Below are 23,136 nucleotides of genomic sequence, written 5' to 3'. Positions count from 1 at the left end.
GTTTTTTTATACAGTAGTTTATACTATTCTCTTTACACCTTGCTCTGTGGTTAATTACAACCATTTAATCAATTAGTAACCCTGCTTTTTCTGAACTAAATGAACGAGTGTTTTGCCCTCCTGCATCGCTAAATAGTTGTTAACAATTTGCTGAGCAGCCGTATTTAAACTGGTTAAGGCAGCAACATGGGGAGTAATACTAATGTTTGGCTGCTGCCAAAAGGCATGTGATGCAGGGAGTGGCTCAGTGTCAAATACGTCTAAAATAGCTCCGCCAAACGTCTCAGCCGCTAATGCATTGAGTAAATCCGCCTCGTTAAGATGACCTCCTCTTGCGACATTGATGAGTACGCAATGATCTGGCGCGAGTGCAAACAGCTGGGCGTTCAATATCCCTTTTGTTTGTTCAGTCAATGGCAGAAGGCACACAAGATAATCGATGTCCGAAAGAAAAACAGCTAGCTCATCTTGCCCACTGAAGTGCTCAATATTGTCGAGTTGTTTTGCAGAGCCGGACCAACCTTTGATGGTAAATCCATTTACGTGTAGCTTATGCGCGACCGCAAGGCCAAGTTGTCCCATCCCCATAATACCAACCGTGCGACCTGCTCTTGCGCGCCTTGGCTTCCATATTTGCTGAGATTGGTTATCCCCGTACTCTCTAACTCTAAGCTTATGGCTTAATAGTTGGCCTAATACATATTCAGCCATATCATCCGCTAAATTTGGGTCAACGATACGCGCAACCTCTACATGTGGTGGTAATAGCTGCATCGGAATGCTATCAACACCAGCACCGTAGGAATGCACTACTTTTAAATTAGGAAGCTGTGACCATAGCGTCTCTGGCGCATTCCATGCCAGCACAAACTCGACCTCCTTTAATAAGTTAACATCATCAACGGGCCATTCAAGCAAGGTTTGCTGCGGCAACAGTGCTGCTAACTTAGCAACTAACTTGTCATTATTACGACCAGTAACACAAATAAGTAAAGCCATATTGTTCCTTTATTCTCGCTACACGCTATCACTGCAAAATAAATGACATACCAATGCAACATGCTTGTCATTAATAGTTTTTACTCTTGCAAAAAAGCGCCAACAGGTGATGAAAAATGATCAGTGTAGATAAAGTCATTGAAGCAAATCTTCCACAACTTGAAAACTCCCCAAAGGTAAAAGGTTTAGTAAAAAAAGGGCTTGGTTATCTCTTGCATGAGCAAGAGTTTGTCGCGTTTGCTGACACCTACCCCCATTTGCAAGGGCTAGAGTTTGTCGAACAAGTGCTCGATGAATTAGATTTTGATGCTCGCTTTAAACCAAAGCAAATAGAGCATATCCCAAGCGAAGGTCCGGTGGTGATCGTCGCAAACCACCCTATTGGCTCTTTAGATGCACTGGCACTAATCAAAGTGCTGGCGCAAGTACGGCCTGACTTAAAGGTTGTTGCTAACCGGATGTTGATGTCAGTTACGCCAATGCATCCACTATTACTGCCTGTTGATAACCTCTCAGGAACCAGTAAAAAGCAAGAGCTGGCAAACATTCACAAGCATTTAAAATCGGAAGGGGCGCTACTAATCTTCCCAGCTGGTGAAGTTTCTCGCTTAAGCCCAACCGGTATTAAAGACTGCAAATGGAACTCTGGCTTTTTAAGAATGGCTAAAAAAGCCAATTGCCCCATTCTACCCATTTTTATCAAAGCGAAAAACAGTCCGCTCTTTTACGGCACCAGTATGATTTATAAGCCTTTAGCCAGTTTATTATTGGTCAAAGAGATGTTTAAACAAAGGCAAAAATCGCTAGAATTTGAAATAGGCGCCAGCATTCCTCCAGAGTCTTATCTTATTGATAACCTAAAAGACAAAGAGATAGTAGCACTTATTCGCAAGCAACTTTATCGCCTTGCCAGTAAAAAGCCACTGCCACTCAAAACGCAAACCCCTATTGCAGTACCAGAAAATCGCAAAGAACTTAAAAAGGCAGTGGAAGCGTGCGAATGTATCGGTGAAACACCCGATGGCATGCAAATATACGTTTACCAATACACCGGCAGCTCAGTGATATTTAGAGAGCTTGGACGCCTTAGAGAAATTGCCTTTAGGGCCGTAGGAGAAGGGAGTGGTAACCGTCGTGATATCGATAAGTACGATATGCACTACCACCACTTATTGTTATGGGACACGAAACAACTTGAGCTGGTGGGTGCCTATCGCCTTGCAAGTGCCAAGCAAGTGATAGAAGAACACGGGCAAACCGGGCTTTATACCGACAGCTTGTTTTCGTACAGTGAAGCCATGACCCCATACTTTGAAAAAGGCCTCGAACTTGGTCGCAGCTTTGTGCAGCCCAAGTACTGGGGTCGCAAGAGCCTAGATTACCTGTGGTATGGGATCGGTGCATTCGTAAAGCGCTACCCAGAACACCGTTATATGTTTGGTGCAGTCAGCCTCTCAAACGCGTTACCGGATGAAGCAAAAGCCATGTTGGTGTATCACTACCAACATTACTTTTCAAACCTTGCAGGTATCGCCACACCGAACAACGAAATGAAGCTAAGTAATGATCAACTTAACCGTTATCAACACATGTTTAGTGGCGATGACATCAAAGAAGATTTCGCAGAGCTCAAACATATTCTTGCTAATATGGGTGCGCAAGTTCCTACATTATTTAAGCAATATACGGAGCTTTGCGAACAGCAAGGCGTGAACTTTCTGAGCTTTAGTATAGATCCCGACTTTAATAACTGTATCGATGGTCTGGTACTCGTTGACTTAGCGAAATTAAAAGAGCAAAAAGCGAAACGCTACCTAGGCGACAACCCGTACGGTTAAGCTCAAATACATTGATCCGCTGCAATAAAGATCGCTACACTGCGGTCTTTATTGTTGCTTACTGTTATCACGGGATCATTTGTATGCTCAAGCTACTTGGCCAAGCTTTCATCATTGTGCTGGTATTTTTCGCCGTCTCAGCCTATCAAGAAAGAAACATGCTTGCCGACTCGGGAGAGCAAACGGCGCCGCCATTTCACCTACCCATTTTACAATCCAAGCAAACTTATTCGTCTATCCAGCTTAAAGGTCAACAAAGTATCGTGTATTTTTTTGCGCCTTGGTGCGGCGTATGTCGAGTGAGCATGCCGAATATTGATAAACTACATCAGCAAGGTAAAGTCAAAGCAGTGGCGATTGCGTTGGATTATCGTTCCACCGAAGAAGTAACAAAGTTTGTCAGCGATCTACAATTAGACATGCCCGTATTACTCGGCAATCAGAGCACGGCACAAGCGTATAAAGTGCAGGCTTACCCTACATATTATGTACTTGATGAAGACTTCAAAATAACTGAGCGCTCTGTTGGTTACTCATCCGAAATAGGGATCAGAGCGAGATTGTAAGAAACCTCAGTAAACCGCTTACAGTTAATTACGACTCTCTGAAATTAATCAACAATTATTTCGTTTAGGCTAATGCACATCTTAACAAAGGATGAATAGGAAGCCGACCATGCGCCACGCCCCACACTTTACGCTCAGTAAAATTTCACTCCTCGTGCTCTGCACTACCCTTGCCAATCATGCATTAGCCGATGAGGAGAAAATTGAACACATCGAAGTTATCTATAAACGCAGCTCAGTTATTTCAGAAATTACCGAAGATGCACAGAAACTTGTAGACATGCCAGGAGCCATGGGCGACCCACTCAGGGCAGCTTTTGCTCTACCTGGTGTTGTTGCAGCGGGTGGCTCTATGGGCGCACCTGCTGTGCGAGGTTCTTCTCCTGACGACAATATCTTTGAAGTGGACTTTATGCCCGCAGGATATATCTTTCACGATTTCGGCAGCTCTATTTTCAACCGCAATACAATTCAAGATTTTCAGCTAAATTCTGCTGGGTTTGGTACCAGTTACAGCAATGCCACTGGTGCCGTGTTTGACGTCACGCTGCGTAATCCAAAATACCAAGATATTGCCACCACACTTGATTTAACCATGTTTAACGCAGGTATTTTTGTTGAAGGTAAAGCAACTGAAAATTCTGCATTCTATGTGTCAGCAAGAAAAAGTACCTTACCGCTGTTTTTCAGTGATGGCGAGGAACTTGAGGACGATGATGGCAAGCCAACAGGGATCACCATTAACGATCCACCGGATGATCACGACTATCAAGCCAAGTGGCTGTGGGATATCAATGCAAATAATACCTTAACGGTAAATATCAATGGCGCGGAGGATTCGGTTGCGGCTGGGTTTTCAGGTGCGTCAGATCTTGCCCTTAAAACTCCAGAATATCAGGGCGATGCTCGCTATATTCGTAAATTCAATAGTCAGAACATGTTGTGGGATCACTACGCCAAAGACTTACATATTCGCGCTGGCGTCGGTTATCTCAACCACCAAGCCACTATGCGCTACGGTCAACGCGCGACTTTATCTAATGGCTACTTTGAAAATTTTGAAGAAGAACAACTCAGTTATAAAGTACGAGCCAGTTATAAGCTAAATAAAGAGCAACGTGTCATTGCAGATGCCGGCTACTACGACAAAAAATCTACCTACCGCTACGATGCTTTTAATTATGTTTGCACCGAGTTTGACCCCGACTGTGACCTAAATAAAGGTGAAAGGATTAAGGGCACATCGAGTGCTGGAACAGATTCTGCCTTTATTGGGGTTAATCACGTTTGGCAATTTTCACCAAACTGGCAAAGTGAACTAGGAATAGTGGGTGAATATTATGACTACAGTGATGAGACGATTGTCCATCCACGCCTTGCGCTCAATTACTTCTATAACGATGACACAGTGATCTCAGCTAAGGCTGGCACTTACAGCCGCATTCAAGACCTTGAATACATTTTACCTGTTGTTGGTAACCCGGAACTTGAAGCACAGCGTTCAACTCACTATACCTTAGGTTTTAAACAAGAGTTGAAAAATGAGTGGTCATATTCCGTCGAGACCTATTATAAAACCATGGATGACCTGCCAAAAAGCGCCCCCTTATCTCAAGTAAACTACATCAATGGGACTTCCGGTACAGCCTACGGTGTTGATTTTATTGTTAACAAAAACAAAACCGATGACTGGTATGGTTGGATTGCAGTAAGCCTTGCAAAAAGTGAGCGTGAGGATGAGCTAACCGGTATTAAGCGTGACTATTATGCCGATACCCCTTTTATTTTGAATGCCGTGTTTCACTATGACTTTGGCGAAAAGTGGTCTGGAGGCTTTAACTTTACCGCTCGCAGCGGTCAAGCCTATACCCCAATTGTGGGTGTAAAAGAGAACCCTGAATTTGCAAACCGCTACTTGCCTGTGTATGGCGACCCATTCTCAGAGCGTTTTGACACTTATCACCGCCTAGATATTCGTTTTGAACGCAAAACAGAATTATTTGGTCTCGATGGCAAGCTAATTTTGGAGCTAATGAATGCATATGGCCAAGATAATACAGCCTATGTTGACCTTGACTACGATAGAGTCAAATCAATCAATGATTTATATATAGAAGAGGAAAGCGATGACTTTGAAATGCGTCCTTCTATTGGTTTCAGCGTAACATTTTAACTTGCCATAGGCGCACAAGCTCTGCATGATCGCATTTATTTTGTTAATGAGAGTCCCTTCATGCCTAAAGCGTGCGCCTATCATATTTTAGTAAAAACCGAAAAAGAGTGTTTAGACATCAAAGCCAAACTAGCCAAAGGTGCTGACTTTGGCAAATTGGCTAAACAACATTCCCTATGTCCTTCAAAAAAGCGCGGTGGCGACCTTGGTGAGTTCAATAAAGGGGATATGGTGAAGGCCTTTGACGATGTGGTATTCAAAAAGCCGTTATTTGAAGTGCACGGTCCTGTGAAAACCAAGTTCGGCTTTCACTTGATCAAAACCGTCTATCGGAGTTAATCGCTTTTTTGGATTAATCTCATCATTTTAATTCAATTTACCTTCATGATTAATCCTCTATACTGAAGCTAACCGTTTAAAGGAGAAAAAGAATATGTTTACTGTTATTTTTGGTCGTGAAGGTTGCCCGTTTTGTGTTCGTGCAAAAGAAGTGGCTGAGCGTTTAACGCAAGAGCGCGATGACTTCAATTTTCGCTATGTTGACATTATCAAGGAAGGCGTAAGCAAAGCCGATCTTGAAAAGTCAGCGGGTAAACCTTGCCCTACCGTACCACAGATTTTTATCGACCAAGATCACATTGGCGGCTTTACTGAATTTGAAGCCTATGCAAAAGCAAATTTAGGCCTTTACCAGTAAATTAGCAAAATCACACAGATTAAATTTTAACCAATATCAGGCACATATAAAATAGTGTGATTTTATGCAAGCTTTTATTTTATCTTTCCTGTACAATGCGCGCCTCTTTAAAATAGTTGAGGCGCATTAATGTCAGAACCAGTTACGTTTGAATCTTTAGACCTTTCTCCTGCAATCTTAAAAGCAGTCGAAGAGCTGGGATATAAAACACCTTCTGAGATCCAAGCTCAATGTATACCGTTATTGCTAGAAAGAAAAGACGTACTGGGACTAGCGCAGACGGGTACAGGTAAAACGGCAGCATTTGCACTGCCATTGTTAAACCAAGTAGACGCATCCGTTAAACAACCGCAAATTCTTGTGCTTACGCCAACGCGTGAGCTAGCTATTCAAGTTGCTGAAGCATTTCAGCAATATGCTAAATATACTAAAGGCGTTGAAGTACTAGCGCTTTATGGTGGTCAAAGCTACGGCATTCAGCTAAGTGCTCTACGCCGTGGTGCCCAAATTATTGTGGCAACACCAGGTCGTTTGATTGACCACATCAACCGCAAGACGATTGACCTTTCTGGTCTAAACGCACTTGTACTTGATGAAGCAGATGAAATGCTACGCATGGGCTTTATCGATGATGTTGAAAGCATCATGGAGAAAACACCGGAAGAGAAGCAAACTTGTTTGTTCTCTGCGACTATGCCAAAGCAGATCCAATCAATCTGTAATAAATATTTAGATAACGCTGAACAAGTTAAAATCACTCCGCGTAACTCTACAGTATCTACGATCGAGCAAGTTTACTGGCGTGCAACCGCACACAAAAACAAAGCTATCGTACGTTTCTTAGAAGCGGAAGATTACGACGGTGCTATCGTGTTCGTACGTACACGTAATGACACTGTTCAGCTTGCAGAGCTACTAGAGCGTGAAGGCTTCTCAGCTGCACCGCTCAACGGCGACATGAACCAGCAGGCGCGTGAGCGCACAGTGGACCGTCTAAAGAGCGGCTTACTAGATATCGTTATCGCAACTGACGTTGCGGCACGTGGTCTTGACGTAGAGCGTCTAAGCCTTGTTGTTAACTACGATATCCCACAAGACTGTGAAGCTTATGTTCACCGTATCGGTCGTACCGGCCGTGCAGGTCGTCAAGGTAAAGCAATCTTGTTCGTTAAGAACAACGAGCGTTATTTACTTAAAAACATCATGCGCCATACGCGCTCTGATATTGCACAGGTTGAATTACCAAGTGCGAAAGTCGTTGAAGAAAAGCGTATTGGTGCATTAGAGACTAAGATCTCTACAGCGCTTGAGCACAAAGACATTGAGTTCTTCTCAAAAGTGGCATCAGGCCTTGCACAAAAGCTAGAGCTGAGCCAAGAAGACTTAGCAGCAGCGCTATTGTGTCTTGCACAGCAGCAAACGCCGCTGAAAGTTGAAGATATTCAAATTCAACAGCGTGAGCGTAGAGAACGTGACGACCGTCGTGGCGAGCGTCGTGACAGAGATGGTAGCCGTGGTGAACGTGGCGAGCGTGGTGAACGCAAATCTCGTAGCCGTGACCGTGCATCAGGTCCAATGGATACTTACCGTATCGAAGTGGGTCGTGATCATGGTGTTCAAGTTAAGAACATCGTTGGTGCTATCGCAAACGAAGCGGATATCTCAAGCAAGTTCATCGGTGAAATCCGTCTGTTCAATGAACACAGCACGGTTCAATTGCCACAGAATATGCCAAGTGATGTACTTAGCCACTTCAAGAGCGTTCACATCTGTCAACGCCCTATGAACATGACTAAGAGCACTCACCCTGCCGACCAAGGTCAGGGCAGAGGTGAAGAGCAAAGAGATCGTAAGCGTAGCTTTAAAGACCCACGTAGTGGCGGTGGCGATAAACGCCGTCCTGAAGGTCAAAGAAGAGAAAAACGCGAAAGAAAAGAAATTAGCTTTTCTTAATCGACGCTCTTAAGAAAAAACCGCTCAACTGAGCGGTTTTTTATTTTAGCTAGCATCAATAATCCTCTACTGTCGTTGCCAATCTCTTGGTTCAAACTGATAGTAGTCTTTTAACAAATTATATAGTTCTGGGTTTTCCTGTTTTAGTTCATGGGGCTTTTCAATAAAGGTTTCTGTTACCACGGCGAAAAACTCCGCTTCGTTTGTTGCGCCGTATGAATGAATAGCATGGGGCATATTGTAAGACAGCTGCATTTTTAAGTGCTGGTAAGCCTTTGATAGCACCCTCCCCCAGTCTTGGTAACTCATTCCTACAGGTAACGCAGGCGTTCCATTCGTCGCACCAGTTTGTTGGTCAAGTTGATGGGCAAACTCATGAAACACCAAGTTGTGGCCATCCTCAGGCAATCGATTTCCCTCAAGTACATCGTGCCAACTCAGCACTAAAGTACCTCCAGGCCAAGACTCTCCTTGACGAACTGTTTGGTGAAAACTAACCAAACCTGCACCATCTCTAGAGGTTTGTGGCGCGTAATAGCTACTGGGATAGAGTAATATTTCTTTGACGTTGGGATATAACGGCCAAGCTTGCTTAAGAACCAGTAAACAGGCATCTGCGGCAATAATTAGGGTCATAGGTCGTGATACCGTTAACCCATCTCTACCCAACACCCGTTTCTCGCCAAGAAACCAGACAATATGTTTTTCCAGCTGTGCGCGGTCAGCATCTGTCATCTTACGATAGATAGGCATGTATTTTAGCAATACTTGCTTATCTGAGGCGCTCAGCGTTTGATCTTGGTATTTCCTTTGCCACTGCAGTCTTTGAATTTTTTCCCAGTTCCAATACAGAGAAACAAATAGAATAAGGCCGATAATAAGCACTATTTCTATCATGGCTGTTGGCCTTTATAAAATAACCTGAACTAGGAATAATAACTTGTTCTCTAGCAGTTGTTATCCCTTACTACTGCGTTAAATTTGTTTGCAATAGGCTAGCTATTGACGCACAAATTTGCCTTGTATTAAGAAAGAACATCTGGCTAGAGTTGAATAATGTTAGAAGGCGTATTTTAAATCAGTTCCCTAACTTCTTATTCCAAGTTCAGGTTGAATAATCCATCAAATATTAATTGGTACTGACTCCGACTTTTTCAAGCAAACTTTGTTACTATGACGGAAAAATGCAAATGAACTACTATGTCTTTACCCATTGAATCTTTACAGCCTCAGTTTACGCAAACACTAAGCGAACAAAATGCGATTGTTGTATGTGCGACAACAGGTTCTGGCAAATCAACCCAACTTCCGCTTTGGGCCTCACAACATGGCAGAGTATTAGTCATTGAGCCTCGGCGTATTGCTTGTACCTCTTTAGCTGAATATGTCGCGGCTCAAAGTGGCTCACCGCTTGGTGATAAGGTGGGCTTTGCTATTCGGTTTGAAGGGAGGTTTTCACCAGACACTCAGGTAGTTTATGCAACGCCTGGTGTCGCATTAAGGTGGTTTTTTGAGAGCAAACTTGCAGAATTCAGCGTCGTTATATTGGATGAGTTTCATGAAAGACGCTGGGACATGGACTTATTCTTAGCGCTCTTAAAGCAAGCTCGATCACACAAACTCATTGTTACCTCGGCCACGTTAAACAGCCAAAAATTAGCCTCTTACTTAGACGCCCCTATCTTAGAGTCAGAAGGATTCATTTACCCCGTTGAGGAGTGTTTTCACGCCCCTGACCCAAGAACTATGCCCCAAAAAGAGCAACTCGATACTCGAGTTTTTGTAGCTTGCCAATACGCATTGGAACATTGCCAAGGCGATATTTTAGTCTTTTTACCTGGTAAGGCCGAGATCCAAGCAAGCTTAGCTAAAGTGAAAGCGCTGCCAGCGACTACCGTTGGTTTATATAGTGGCTGCTGCCCAGAAGCTCAGCGCATTGCATTAACCGCACAAAGTACACGCCGAATTATCCTCGCAACCAATGTTGCCGAAACCTCGCTCACTATTCCCAATGTCACTTGCGTGATTGACTCAGGGCTTGAGCGTCGTACTCATTTACGCCTTGGAAAAACCGTATTAGGCTTAGATGCGATTGCAAGAGATTCGGCAAAGCAACGTCTAGGACGCGCAGGACGTACGCAACCGGGACTATGTATCCGGTTATATGGCCAATATGCACCTTTGATAGACAGCACCCCGCCTGAGATCCAAAGAGAATCATTGGCAGAGCTTGTACTTGCAGCGGGTTGTGCAACAACGGGCGTTTCGTCTATTGATTTTATCGACCCACTTCCTGAAAGCTCACTAAGCAAAGCTAAACAACAGCTATTAGCATTAGAAGCCATTAATGAACAATATATAGCAACTCCGCTTGGCAAGCTGCTTTACCCACTACCCGTCGATTTTGAGTTTGGTTATGTGATCCATAAATTGACCTCAAACACGCTACGCCAAGCGGCTATTGACCTTATTTCGCTTCTATCTGTACCAGCCAGAGTTTACCAGCTACCTAATGATGTAGAGCGCTTAACAAGATTAAATAGCCGATTTACTCGAGGCTCAGATATAGAAATCGCTATCGCGGTGGTGAGAGGACAAACTGAAGAATTAATTGATGTTACGCCTGAGGCGCTCACAGAAGCACAGCAATTTAGCACCCAATTGCGTGAAGCATTTGCACTACCGCCTTTGGAAAAGGCAGCCAGTTTTGACCATGACAAACTTGTCATTGAGTTAGCTAAGCTAATGCCACATTGGGTTTATATCAATAAGCAAAACCGTCGTAATGGTTTTAATAATGGCTTCGCTGAAGTCATGCCTTCAAACCATACTCGCGTACCGGAACAGGCAGAAGCACTACTGGTATTAGATACTTTTTCACTCGCAGGTAAAGGTACCAAGCAAGCTAAAACACTCGCGATGTGTAATGCGCTACTAACGAAAAAGCAATTACTTGAAATGGGCCTTGGCAGTCAAACACTGTGCTCAGCTTATATTGATAATGATGAGCTTTGGGGTGAGTTTATTACACATTACGGTGACGAGGTTTTAGGCCAAAAAGCTAAGTGCCTTGATAACCCCAGAGACATTGTTTCTGCCTTAGTATTTCTTATCCAAAATAATACGCTGTTTTCAGGTTTGGCCAAGCAGATAGAAGCCAATATTGAGCAGACTGCATTGTTCTACCAATTTCATGAACGCGATGAACTTGTGCCCACACTCAACTCATTTTTAAGTGACAAGCTAACGGCACTTGGTATAGAAAGCTATGACGATATAGAACTAATCAGCGAACAAGATTTGTTCTTCAATGAAGTTGAAGCGTGGGAATTAACACCATTTGTTGAAAAGTTTCCGCTAACATGGTCGATTCCAGCGCTGACAATGGCAGTAAGTTATAATTTTAAAGGAAAAAGAATCGAACTTACTTATATCAACGGTACAAGGAAAGACGCACCAAAAAGGTGGGAACTGCCAGCCTGGAGTGGCTTCAAAATACGCTATCGTAAAGCCAGTAAGGTCGTCGATATAAGTTAGCATACATGACTTTTGGATGACGAATAACTTATATAGTTAAGCACAGGTAGATCTTTATCCAATAGCGCATTAAACCAACTCAATTAATTAAATTATCTATTTTTGGACTGGAAAGTTTTCAAAAACAAAAAAGCCGCTCAATGAGCGGCTTTTTATCACTATAAAAATTATAGCTTGATGTTCACACCAACAGTAGCGCGACGACCGATTGGATCGTACCAGCTAGTGTCTTCAAACGCTAGAGGATGTCTAGGTGGTGTTCTGTCGAACATATTTTGAATACCGAAACGCAGATCTACGTTTTCAAGTACTCGGTAGTTCATTGATAAATCGAACGTTGTATAAGAAGGAATATCGTTATAGTTATGTTGCTCGATAGTCCAACCATTACGCTCGTTTACAGCACTGTGACGATAGTTTGCAACTAATACAGCTCTGAAATCTCCGTACTCATAGCTAGTATTCAAGCGACCACGCCATCTCATGTGATCTTGCTCACCCGTTTTAACTAGCAGGTCAATAGGGTTACCTGTTTGGTTAATTTCGTAATTTTCAACATAAGTTGCAGTCAGCTTAACACCGAACTCACCAATACTAGTTTCAAAGTCGTATACAGACTCGATATCAACACCGCTCTTCTTCTCTTCAGCTGCGTTCAGAGAAGTTTGGAAGAAGCTAGTAACTTCGTTGTTTGCACCACGAGTAATAAAACCACAGAATGGGTTGTCTAGACTATCAGCACGGTAGCAGTTTCTTTGTAACTCGCCATAGTCATAGTCTTCGATTGCATTTTCAATCTCAAAGCTCCAGTAATCTACAGTGATATCAAAACCTTCAATAGAAGTTGGTGTATACACAAAGCCAAACACAACATCGCTTGAAACTTCGTTGTCCAGCTGGTTGTTACCGCCAAGTTTACCTTCAATACTACCGCTATCTAACCACTGTTGAGATGGCATCCATCCAGCTGGAATACCTGCCGCCGCACAGTTTTTGACTACATTATCACGATACTTGTCATCTGTTTTCGCAATTTCGTCCGCAGCACATTGATCAAAGCGTCCACGTGACCAGTACTGGGTTCCAGCAGCTGAATACAACTCATTAACGTTTGGTGCACGTACCGACTCTGCTTTAGTTGCACGGAAACGAATGTCATCATTAAGCTGATAAGTCAGACCTACTTTATACGCAGAATCACCACCTGTTGATGAATAATCCATGTAACGATACGCAAGCTCAAGATTTAATTCTTGTGCCCATTCATGATCGGCAATTAGCGGAATAATGACTTCTGTTGCGTATTCTTTCACATTCACTGCACCAGAATATGCTAAACCTGAGTTACCAAACACTAGATCTTTACGGATACCGGTTCCCGGCGTTTCGTATGCAGAATCTCTACGCCATTCGAAACTGAATGCAGTACCAATTGGACCTGCTGGTAGTTCATAAACATCACCTGTAATTGTGGCTCCAAAGCTTGTTTGGGTAGCACCATGTTCCGCAGTCGCTACTGTAGAGATGTAATCAATAGTCTCTTGTGAGTGACCTGGCGCACCTAATACATTGATTGGTGAACAACCAAAAATCGATCCAACAACATTACCGTCATCATCACGTTGCGCACAAACAATTTCACCATTGCGCTCAACTGCGTCAAGTGCATTTTGGAAATTATTCTTTAATACTTCGCCGTGCCAAGACGTATCTTGCTGTAAGCGGCTGTGCTGGAAGTATGTAGAGTACGACCAATTATCATCGATGTAACCATCAAGCCCAATTGACGTTCGGAAAGTAGTACGATCTTGGTTGTATTTTCTTGAACCGAAATCATCACCTAAACGGCGTAAAGAAATTGTTTCTGCATTATTTTCTTCCATCAGCTGACGTAAATCGTCCTTGATAAAAGCGTTATCTTTGCGAATAACAATATCGCCTGTACGCCAAAATACAGGTGAGCCCTGGCCGAAAGCTTCGCTGATAGAATAGATAGTATCGAAGGTCAACTTGTGATTTTCGTTTATCTCGTAGTTACCAGCAAGGTTAAATGTATGACGCGTTAAAGGCGTACGGAAGAATTCATCAAGACCTTCTTCAATACCATCTTTATATTCACCTGGGTAATAGCGATAAGTGCCTGCATCCGGGTCGCTCGGTAGATAACCACTACCAACATCGAACTCTCGTAGATTTTTATTTTCATCGAATGTCCAGCGCTTGCCGCCTAAAACAAACTCACTCGACTCATCATAAAGACCGAAATGCTTTCTGCCTTCATATTTAATTTCGGAAGGAACGCCGTCATCACCGTTTTTGTTATTCGGGTTAGGTACAAGAGAGACCGGGTTATCATACCACCATGATTTATCTTTTTTCGCCATTTGCTTTTGATCAGCAAAGTCATAGTTAAAGATGAACCCGCCGCCATCAAACTCTTTACCAAAAACAAGAGAGCCAAACGTTTGTTCGCCTCCACCTTCAAATGGACGAGTCGTTGCAGCATCAATTTCAATACCATCGAATGATTTACGCGTGATAATATTCACTACACCAGCGACGGCATCAGCACCGTAAACTGCAGATGCACCACCAGTTGAAATTTCAATACGCTCGATCATTGAAGTCGCAATGTTGTTCAAATCTACAGTGTTATCACCTGCAGAACCACCGATAAAGCGACGACCGTTCACTAGAACAAGAGTACGGCTAGAACCTAAACCACGCAGGTCGGTTGTATTTAGACCGTTGGCATAGATATAGTTATTAGAGTTTTCAGGACTTAGACCAACTTCTGCAGCTGGCATTTCAGATAGGAAATCATTGACGTTGCTGACACCTGCATTTTCAAGCTCAACACGACCAATAACAACGACAGGCGTTGGCGCAGTAGCAGCGATACGCTTAATTTTTGAACCTGTAATTTGAATACGTTCTACTTCTTCAGTGTTTTCTTCAGCTGAAACAGCTGTACTCGCTAACACAGCAGTCGATGCTGCGCCGAAGGCAATAGCTAAACGAACAGCCTTACTTATTTTATTATTCAACATGATTGATGATCCCTGATTTTTATTTTAATGAACAAAAACTCAATAAAAACAACAGATTAAAAGAGCTTAAATCTAGTACCTAAAATCGCTTGAGTTATCGTGTCGAGAGCTATACTACTTTTAGTACCAACATAGGGTCAACAATCATTTCATAAAACAAACCAAAAAACGCTTTATTTTAACATTAAAATAGTTTTTTTCTTTTGTTTTTCATGACGTTATAAAATTAAAAATAAGTTCACTTTTTTTATCACTTTTGTAATTCATCGCAAAAAATCACACTTCACGCAACAATAAAGGTACAAACACTACATTTACACATGGCAATGAATAACATTCGATAAACATAGACAACTCATATCTACAATAAAATAAACACTCATCGAAGAATTTGTTATAAATTGGGCGGGTTTACTACAAGAAGAAGCTAGCTAGAATGGAAAATTAAAAAATCGACCTCAACAGAGGCCGATTTGGGTCAAATTTGCTAAATTTCGGTTAGAACTTCTGAGTTACACCTAAGAAGAACTGGCGTCCGAATAGCTTGAAGTTACTTTCGTCAGTGTTCGCGTTGAACGCTGTTTCGATATAAGGAGGTAGTTCGTCTGTTAGGTTGCGAATACCTGCTTGCACCGTTGTGTTTGTATCAAATGAGTATTGTGCTGTTAAATCGTGGTACACATATGAATCAACTTTAGCAACTAAACCTACCAATGAATCATAGTTATCACGCTTAATGTAAGTTAGATCACCGTACTCAAGACCAGACTGGTAATTTGCAGCCCACACAACACGTAGGTTGTCTAGGTCATAACGTAGATTGAATAAGATTTTGTCTTCAAAGTAAGACGTATCATCTTCAAATCTACCAACTAGATCTTCAACGATAAATGTACCTGTTTCACCATCAAAGTTTTCTTCGCCACGCTCTAAGAAATGTGTCCATGATACGCTAGCTACAAATGCACCGAAGTCTGTGTCAAATGAATAGTTCACATCAAGGTCGATACCACGAGCAGTCATGCTTTGTAAGTTTGTTGTACGGCTGTCTACACGATCAACCGAGCCATCAAAGCCACGTGAGATTTTTGCACACATATCTTCGATAAGGCCGGCATAACAACCCTGCAGAATATCATCAGTTGCTAGAGAACCAATTTTACCGTCAATGTTGATATCCCAGTAATCAATAGTAATACCTAAGTTTTCAACAAAGTCAGGAGCCCACACAAAACCAATAGTGAATGTTTCACCTTCTTCAGATTGAACACCTGTGTTGCCGCCTAAACGTGTACGAACTTGCGCATCAGCACTGTTGTGGCCGCCAGCTGGAGCACCCATTTCAAGACATTTAGCCTGACCTGCTGCAGATAAACCACCAATGTTTGCCGCAGAACACGGATCTGAAGCGCTTTCAAATGAATCAAGCTCTGGCGAATACAAATCGCTTAGTGTTGGTTCACGATATACTTCTGAATAGTTTGCACGGAACTTTAAGCCATCAAAAATATTTGACTCAATTTTAGCCATCCAAGAGAAGTTTGAACCAGTTGTGCTAAAGTCGTCATAGCGTGCACCTAGCGTCAAATCTGCAGATTCAACACCTAAATCACGTACTAATGGGATTAAGAACTCTGCCGACGCAGCTGTGTAGTTCTTAGATAGACCTGTTAGTGGCTTGCTGGTGTTACCAGTCACTGAATCAAAGAACTTACCAGAATCATTTACTTGTTCAAACTCAGTGGTGTAATACTCAAGGCCAAATGCACTTGAAACATACCCTGCTGGAACTTCAAATAGCTCACCAAATACGTCTACACGAACTTGGTGGAATGAATCATTGTAGTGATCGCCTAGTGGTGCTGTAATGTAATCAAGCATCTCTTGAGTCACAGTACCTGGGCCACCAAATACATTTAGCGATACACAGTCAGAAATAGGTGCGTCAGGCGTACCACATACCACATTGCCAGCGTCATCTTTGAATGATGGACCTAAAGCTTTTGCTAGGTGTGGGCCGTAAAGCTGACCAAAGTCAGTATCTTGAAGGCTATTTGCACCATAGTTGTAGTAAGCATCGAACTGCCAGTTGTCGTTAATTGCGCCCTTTAGACCTGCAACTTGTTGGAAACGTACATAATCTTGTTCGAAGTAACGACCACCTTCAAGCATACGACGACGAGAGCGATAAACATCTTCACCGAATGGGTTGTAGTAGTTATCAGCTGATACACCGTTAGCCGTCGAACCATTTGAAAGTGTAACTACATAACCTGGATCATAGGCTGTGTCGAAAGGTACAGCCGCAAGTTCCTGTTTTGAAGTACGCTTATTGATGCGTGTTTCTGTATATACGACAAGGTCATCGTTTAACTCAAATGAAGTATCAACAAAGAAGTTAATCACTTCAAAAGGTGTTTGCATTAAGTTTACTGGGTTGTAGTTGTAAGTATCGTTTACTTCACCACCGCCGACAAATGGGCGCATGTCACTTAGAGAAGGCTTACCGTCGCCACCACTTGGGCATTTATCGTTAGTAAAGTTACCTTTACCTTCAACATAGAAATTACCACAAGGAGTAGAACCCGAACCTAAAATGAATACGTTCGCATTGTCACCATCTGGAATTAAACCGTTCTCGTAAAAACTCTTAGCACCTTCTTCTGAAAGCACCTGCCAAGGATACTGGAAGAAGTTAACGTCTTTCACATCACCCTGATAGATTGGATCCTGCTTGGTATAATCGAAACCTACTGTGATATGGCCTGCATCGAACTCTTTACCACCAACTAGTTGGAAGCTTTGCTCTTTACCACCGCTAAACATGTCGTACCAAGACGTTGTTGCTTTAACTTCAACACCTGTAAGTTCTTTTTTAGTGATGATGTTTACAACACCAGCCATTGCTGACGAACCATACGCAACCGAAGCACCATCTTTTAGAATTTCGATACGGTCAATCATTGCAGCAGGAATATTCTGGAAGTCTGAACTTACAGGCTTACGACCGTTGATAAGTACTAGCGTACGCTCTGAACCTAGACCACGTAGTTCTACAAAAACGCCACCACTACCGCCGTTGTTACGCGTTGTTGTTGCTGGTGATCCAGACATAACTGGGTTTGATTGAACAAACTCACCAACGTTGCTGATACCCATATCGCCAAGCGCTTCGCCGCCGATAACAGTGATTGGAGCAGTAGATTCAAGGTCGGTGCGCTTTAAGCGAGAACCTGTAACTTCAATGCGCTCAACGCTTTTCGCGCCTTCTTCTTCAGCAACTGCATTGGTTGCAAACACGGCAGCGCTAGCGCCACCAAACGCGATCGCTAAGCGAACCGCCTTAGTTAACTTATTGTTTAGCATGTGAATCACCCTGGATTATTTTATTGTAAACAGCTTGTATTAATTATTATTTTGTCGCCTTGTTAATTTCTAAAATAGCAACATTAGGGGCAAGATATTAAACAAACACCAGACCAATGATCAAGGTTAATTATACTGTTTTTTGCAATTACCAATTTAAGGCACAAAAAAAACCTATTACAACCAACTGAATTAAAAGAATAAAACATAATTTTGGTTAAAATTAAAACCGATAAATCCTCAAAAACAAAACAATAGAACAAAAAACAAGCAAAAGAGTGGTTTTTAAGTTAACAAAAAAGGAACTTTATTTTAGTGTATTTAACTGACTAATTAATTTTAAAACTGGAAGACGCTGGCAGTTTGATTGTACGAACTCGATTAAAGCAAATCGAAACTTTGCTGCCCATCTGAACGAATTGATAGCTTAGAAGCATTGGGAAGCATCTGATATATAGGCAGAATTTGCTTTTCAACGTATTGATAATAATCAATATCTATGAGCTTGCCTTGCTGTGCGAACTTAGGTCCATCGGTACTTAAATAATACGGTATTTGTGCCCCCTTTTTGGCGGTTTGCAGCAATCCATCTTCGATAGCCTGTTTCGCCGCTTTTACTTGGGGAGGGATATTTTTTGTATATAGTTCAACAGACTTACCAAGCTTCTTTTTATAAATGAGTTTTTCGTCTACTTTTCCAGCGAAAATCTCATTTATGTATTGATGAGTGATCTCAACGGTGTCGAGCCCGTCAAACAGCGCGCGAATAATTGCTTGTTGATATTCCTTTGCAATTTCCGTCCAATCACTACGTACGGTCTCCATGCCTTTAAAAACCAGCTTTTGCTTGCCAAGTTCGGTGATCTGCCCAACATATCGCTTTTTAGAGCCGACTTCTTGGCCACGAATGGTGGGCATAAAGAAAGGGCTATAATGTGTTTCAAACTCTATTTCTAAATGACTGTGGAGGCCAAAGCTTTCCATCAGCAGTGCGCGCCAGCGCTCGTTAATTTCAGCCATTAGCTGCTTACCTATTGCTTGGCACGCTTCGCTACGCAAAGACTCGGGTAAACAGACAAAAGTTGAGTCGGTATCGCCGTAGATCACTTCATATCCAAGCTGTTCAATCCAGGTTCGCGTTTGTTGCATAATCTGATGACCGCGCATCGTTATTGAACTCGCAAGACGAGGATCGTAAAACCGACACCCCTTAGATCCAAGTACACCATACAAGCTATTCATGATGATTTTAATCGCCTGTGAGAGCATCATGTCTTTGTCTAATTTAGCTTGTTCACGTGCGCTGGAAAGCGCTGCGACTAAACCCGGTAAGTGATGTTCCGTGCGGCTAAATTTACCTTTATTAAAGCCATCTATGGCACGTTCAGGATGTTGTAATCCTTCTATTAACCCCATAGGGTCAATGCAAAAAGTGCGGATAATTGAGGGGTAAAGACTTTTGAAATCGAGTACCAAAATATTTTGGTAGAGGCCCGGCTTTGAGTCCATGACATAACCGCCGGGACTGTCAAAGTTAATGCCATGCTCAGATAGATTTGGTGCAATGTAACCGCTACGGTGCAGTAATGGTAAATACAAGTTGGTAAACGCAGCGACTGAGCCGCCCATTTTCTCGAGTTCCAGTCCCGTCAACTGAGTTCGAGCGAGGGCAAATTCAAGTAAGTTAAGTTTGCTAAAAATGTCGAGCACCAACTGACAATCTTGTAAGTTATACGCTGCGAGCGCCGGTTTATCATGATGAAACTGCCTGATGATTTCCTCAAGCCTGTCGTCCTGTGCGATAAGCTTGGTAGCACCCAAAATCTTCTCAGCCACAAAGCTCAGTTTAAATGTTTCAAAGTGATAGGTCGCATTTTTCATCATATCAATGCCATCTAGCATCACTCGCCCCGGAATAAACACCCGGGTATAGTTACCTTTGAAGGTTGACATCGCTCCGCCATCTCGCCCTATCGCAAGTTCGACGCCGTTAGCCTGCGCGCGTTCCACAAGTATTGCGGCATCGAATTCAATCACGTTCCACCCGATTAACACATCTGGGTCTAAACGATTCACTTGCTTGACCAGCTCTTCTAATAACGCAATTTCATCTTCAACCCAAACGACATTGACGGCAGCGTGCTGCGCCTCACCTATCATGATCACCAGCTTTTCCGTATTGGTCACTAAACCCACCGAAAATAAGACCCCCTCGCCGTTACATTCTATATCTATAGAAAGCATTTCAAGGTGTGGCCTATAATCATCACAAGCTTTAAATTGCGCCTGAGTAATTTCGATGTAGCCTGACTTTTGCATGGCTTTACCTTTGACCCAAGCGGCTCCGCGAATAAAGCGCTCCATTAAATAGCGGTCGGAATGGCGAATATCCTCTTCATATAATGCGACTTTATTTTCAAGTAGCTGTTTTGCCTCATAGAAGTGATTCAAGGTACGAAATTTCACAACACAAACAGGGGTTTGATCGAAGTGCTTTAGTTGACTTGGCGAGATGCTAAACTGCAACTGAGTGCCACTTAGCAGCAGCTCTACTTCCATTTTTTTATCTTGTTTAATGAAAAAAAGTGGCTGTTCCTCCTCTACCCATACCTTGAGTAACTGATGTTGCGATTTGAGCCAATAACACAAGCGCAGCTGGCCATTTACCTGCATCTGCTGTCTCGATAAAACAAAGCCCTGATATATCGCTTGTGCCAACTCCAATACCACCCTAAAATAGACGAATCACTGTAATTATATCCACCTGTTTATTGAACATAAAGTCACAAACAGAATAAAACCTATCCGTTAACGCAGTGATTAACTAAAAATCGAGACTCAAGTGGTAGGCTTGCTTCATATCAGAACTCTAGGCTAAATAGATTATGCTCTCAGACAAACTAAAAAAAACCATCCGCCAAGCACATCAAAATGTCGCCTCCGCTTTAGATGGCTTTCGTCCTCGTCCGAGTCAAAATTATCTGGTCGCCGAAATCGCAAAAACACTTTCAGGTGATTATCACCGCACTCAACGAATTTGCGTGATTGAAGCAGGAACAGGTACCGGAAAATCTTTAGCCTATCTACTCGGCGCGCTTCCTGTTGCACTCTCAAGTAAAAAGAAACTCGTCATTTCAACTGCAACCGTCGCCTTACAAGAACAACTGATCAACAAAGAGTTGCCATTTTTAAAAGAACATTCAGGCATAGACTTTAAATTTGACCTCGTAAAAGGCCGTCAACGCTACATCTGTGTACAAAAACTGATGGCTGCTGTCAGTGATGATGAGATGCAAATGTCGATGATGCCGACAACCAGCAGCCCGCTTTCTCAAATGGAGCAAAAGTGCTTGAGAGAGTTAGCACTTGCTTACCAAGAAAAGCGCTGGCAAGGTGACAGGGATAGCTGGGAAGACACAATTCCAGATAAAGTTTGGAATGTTATCGCTTGTGATAAACACGCCTGCCAACGGCAATTAAAATCTCATCACTTATGCCCTTTTCATTTAGCTCGACAAAAGATTGCACAAATGGATGTGTTAGTGATTAATCACGCTTTGTTACTGGCCGACTTAGAACTAGGTGGCGGGACGATATTACCGGAACCAGAAGAAACATTTTACGTAATTGATGAAGCGCACCACCTGCCTCATATTACAAGAGATTTTTCTTCTGCAGCGGCAACGATTAAAGGCACTATCGAGTGGCTTGAAAAGCTACTTAAGTTTAGCGGAAAGATGGCAAACACCGTGGTTTCGCAAAAAGCCATTGGGCAGAATTTCAAACTGAACGATGCAGCCAATGACGCGGCGAAATATCTCAGAGCGGTAAGAGATATACTCGATCAGAGCGACTTTACCTATAACGATGACGATACCTACCGCTTTAGTCATGGCGAAGTACCTGAAGCGCTCACCGTAAAAGCAAAAGACATCGCAGATGCCACGCAAGATGCATTGCGTTGTCTTACCAAGATGCATGATGCTCTGTCGGGCGATGTTTCAGACGGCGATGTGCAAGCATTTTTAGCCGACCCGTTATTGGTTGAAAGCGGTCAATATATCAACCGACTTGAACAACTCAACAAACTCTGGTTTAGCTATGCTCGAAAAGGCGACAGCGTGCCACATGCAAGGTGGATAAAGCGCTTAGAATACAAACACCATCACGACCATTTACTTTGCGATTGTCCGATTGAAGTCGGCTATTATTTGAAGGATAACCTCTGGCGAGAGTGTGCAGGCGCGGTGCTCTGCTCCGCAACCCTCAGTGCTTTGGGCACATTCGATCATTTCGCCCACGAAAGTGGGTTGGCAAAAGAGCCTGGTGTTAAATATATCAAGGCTGATTCTCCGTTTGATTATCCCAATCAAGCAACATTGCATTTGCCAAAAACCCAAACAGATCCAACGGACAAAGCCTTTAGCGATTATTTAGCGGATGCCCTGCCAACCTACTTAGACACCAGTAAGGCTAACCTTGTACTGTTTGCTTCTTATTGGCAAATGAACCATGTAGTAGAAAAATTAAGAGGTAAAAATCTCAATATTTTGGTGCAGGGTGAGCTTTCCCGTGATGCCTTACTCACTCGTCACAAAGCAAATATCGACTTAGGTCGCGGCAGTATCTTATTTGGTACACAAAGCTTATCCGAGGGGCTAGATTTACCCGGAAAATACCTAGAGAACCTAGTGGTGACTAAGATCCCTTTCGCCGTGCCAACCTCTCCTATTGAAGAGGCTCAAGCGGAATTTGTGCAAAGTAAAGGGGGGAATCCATTTTTATCTATCACTGTACCCGATGCTGCAAAGAAATTAGTACAAAGCTGTGGTAGACTGCTGCGTAAAGAATCAGACTCCGGCCGTATCACCATCTTAGATAGACGTTTAGTTACAAAACGTTATGGCAAAGCCATGCTTGATACTCTGCCACCATACAAAAGGCAAATTGATTAATA

The 23,136-nt window shown here is 42.8% G+C and carries 13 protein-coding genes; 8 read left to right on the top strand and 5 right to left on the bottom strand.

The window, feature by feature from the left end; translation table 11 throughout:
- Window positions 1–72: 72 nt before the first annotated feature.
- Window positions 73–999 (bottom strand): glyoxylate/hydroxypyruvate reductase A, encoded by a 927-nt coding sequence (locus tag EXT48_RS04260; protein WP_130163678.1) that lies wholly within the window; start codon window positions 997–999, stop codon window positions 73–75.
- A 116-nt stretch (window positions 1,000–1,115) separates the two neighbouring features.
- On the opposite strand from EXT48_RS04260, the gene EXT48_RS04255 reads away from it, so the two are divergent.
- The 6 genes from EXT48_RS04255 to EXT48_RS04230 all read left to right on the top strand — a co-directional run bounded on the left by EXT48_RS04255 (window position 1,116) and on the right by EXT48_RS04230 (window position 8,226).
- Complete coding sequence (locus tag EXT48_RS04255; protein ID WP_130163677.1) at window positions 1,116–2,837, top strand: lysophospholipid acyltransferase family protein; 1,722 nt, start codon at window positions 1,116–1,118, stop codon at window positions 2,835–2,837.
- Window positions 2,838–2,920: 83 nt separating this feature from the next.
- A complete protein-coding gene (locus EXT48_RS04250) occupies window positions 2,921–3,403 on the top strand; it encodes a TlpA disulfide reductase family protein (protein ID WP_069020178.1) in 483 nt (160 codons plus the stop codon).
- A 109-nt stretch (window positions 3,404–3,512) separates the two neighbouring features.
- Window positions 3,513–5,576: a TonB-dependent siderophore receptor gene (locus tag EXT48_RS04245; protein ID WP_130163676.1), complete on the top strand. Its 2,064-nt coding sequence runs from the start codon at window positions 3,513–3,515 to the stop codon at window positions 5,574–5,576.
- 60 nt (window positions 5,577–5,636) lie between these two features.
- Entirely contained in the window at window positions 5,637–5,915 is a 279-nt protein-coding gene (locus tag EXT48_RS04240; protein WP_010378882.1) for a peptidylprolyl isomerase, read from the top strand.
- A 94-nt stretch (window positions 5,916–6,009) separates the two neighbouring features.
- Window positions 6,010–6,273: a GrxA family glutaredoxin gene (locus EXT48_RS04235; protein WP_010378880.1), complete on the top strand. Its 264-nt coding sequence runs from the start codon at window positions 6,010–6,012 to the stop codon at window positions 6,271–6,273.
- A 129-nt stretch (window positions 6,274–6,402) separates the two neighbouring features.
- Window positions 6,403–8,226, top strand: a complete 1,824-nt coding sequence (locus EXT48_RS04230) for a DEAD/DEAH box helicase (protein ID WP_010606583.1) — start codon at window positions 6,403–6,405, stop codon at window positions 8,224–8,226.
- Window positions 8,227–8,292: 66 nt separating this feature from the next.
- Here the strand turns inward: EXT48_RS04230 and EXT48_RS04225 are convergent, their stop codons facing one another.
- A complete protein-coding gene (locus EXT48_RS04225; RefSeq protein ID WP_130163675.1) occupies window positions 8,293–9,123 on the bottom strand; it encodes a M90 family metallopeptidase in 831 nt (276 codons plus the stop codon).
- A 303-nt stretch (window positions 9,124–9,426) separates the two neighbouring features.
- Here EXT48_RS04225 and EXT48_RS04220 point away from each other — a divergent pair, with 303 nt between their 5' ends.
- Complete coding sequence (locus EXT48_RS04220) at window positions 9,427–11,763, top strand: DEAD/DEAH box helicase (protein WP_130163674.1); 2,337 nt, start codon at window positions 9,427–9,429, stop codon at window positions 11,761–11,763.
- A gap of 167 nt (window positions 11,764–11,930) precedes the next feature.
- Here the strand turns inward: EXT48_RS04220 and EXT48_RS04215 are convergent, their stop codons facing one another.
- From EXT48_RS04215 to EXT48_RS04205, 3 genes are all read right to left on the bottom strand, one after another.
- Entirely contained in the window at window positions 11,931–14,813 is a 2,883-nt protein-coding gene (locus EXT48_RS04215; protein ID WP_130163673.1) for a TonB-dependent siderophore receptor, read from the bottom strand.
- A 498-nt stretch (window positions 14,814–15,311) separates the two neighbouring features.
- Window positions 15,312–18,179: a TonB-dependent siderophore receptor gene (locus EXT48_RS04210; RefSeq protein ID WP_130163672.1), complete on the bottom strand. Its 2,868-nt coding sequence runs from the start codon at window positions 18,177–18,179 to the stop codon at window positions 15,312–15,314.
- Window positions 18,180–18,560: 381 nt separating this feature from the next.
- Entirely contained in the window at window positions 18,561–20,897 is a 2,337-nt protein-coding gene (locus EXT48_RS04205) for a DNA polymerase II (RefSeq protein ID WP_130163671.1), read from the bottom strand.
- A 167-nt stretch (window positions 20,898–21,064) separates the two neighbouring features.
- On the opposite strand from EXT48_RS04205, the gene dinG reads away from it, so the two are divergent.
- Window positions 21,065–23,134: an ATP-dependent DNA helicase DinG gene (gene dinG / locus EXT48_RS04200; RefSeq protein ID WP_099029414.1), complete on the top strand. Its 2,070-nt coding sequence runs from the start codon at window positions 21,065–21,067 to the stop codon at window positions 23,132–23,134.
- Window positions 23,135–23,136: the final 2 nt, after the last annotated feature.

The organism is Pseudoalteromonas sp. CO348 (assembly GCF_004208845.1).
GTDB classification, from domain to species: domain Bacteria; phylum Pseudomonadota; class Gammaproteobacteria; order Enterobacterales; family Alteromonadaceae; genus Pseudoalteromonas; species Pseudoalteromonas maricaloris.
This window is presented reverse-complemented; position numbering and strand designations above follow the sequence as displayed.